Origin of the sequence: Flagellimonas ochracea (assembly GCF_009903685.1) — a bacterium.
GTDB lineage: Bacteria > Bacteroidota > Bacteroidia > Flavobacteriales > Flavobacteriaceae > Flagellimonas > Flagellimonas ochracea.
On record NZ_JAAABI010000037.1, the window covers coordinates 1 to 444 of the forward strand.

Annotated in this window: 1 rRNA gene; it reads left to right on the top strand. The window is 53.6% G+C overall.

From position 1 onward, the window contains the following. Positions 1 to 444: ribosomal RNA gene (locus tag GTQ34_RS16760) — 16S ribosomal RNA — on the top strand; the annotation flags it as partial.

Genomic DNA, 444 nt, shown 5'->3' on the forward strand with positions numbered 1-444 from the left:
ACCTACGGGGGGCTGCAGTGGGGAATATTGCACAATGGGGGAAACCCTGATGCAGCCCCCCGTGAGCGAAGAAGTATCTCGGTATGTAAAGCTCTATCAGCAGGGAAGAAAATGACGGTACCTGACTAAGAAGCTCCGGCTAAATACGTGCCAGCAGCCGCGGTAATACGTATGGAGCAAGCGTTATCCGGATTTACTGGGTGTAAAGGGAGCGTAGGCGGTAAGGCAAGTCTGATGTGAAAGGCCGGGGCTCAACCCTGGGACTGCATTGGAAACTGTTTAACTGGAGTGTCGGAGAGGCAAGTGGAATTCCTAGTGTAGCGGTGAAATGCGTAGATATTAGGAGGAACACCAGTGGCGAAGGCGGCTTGCTGGACGATGACTGACGCTGAGGCTCGAAAGCGTGGGGAGCAAACAGGATTAGATACCCCGGTAGTCGTTCGA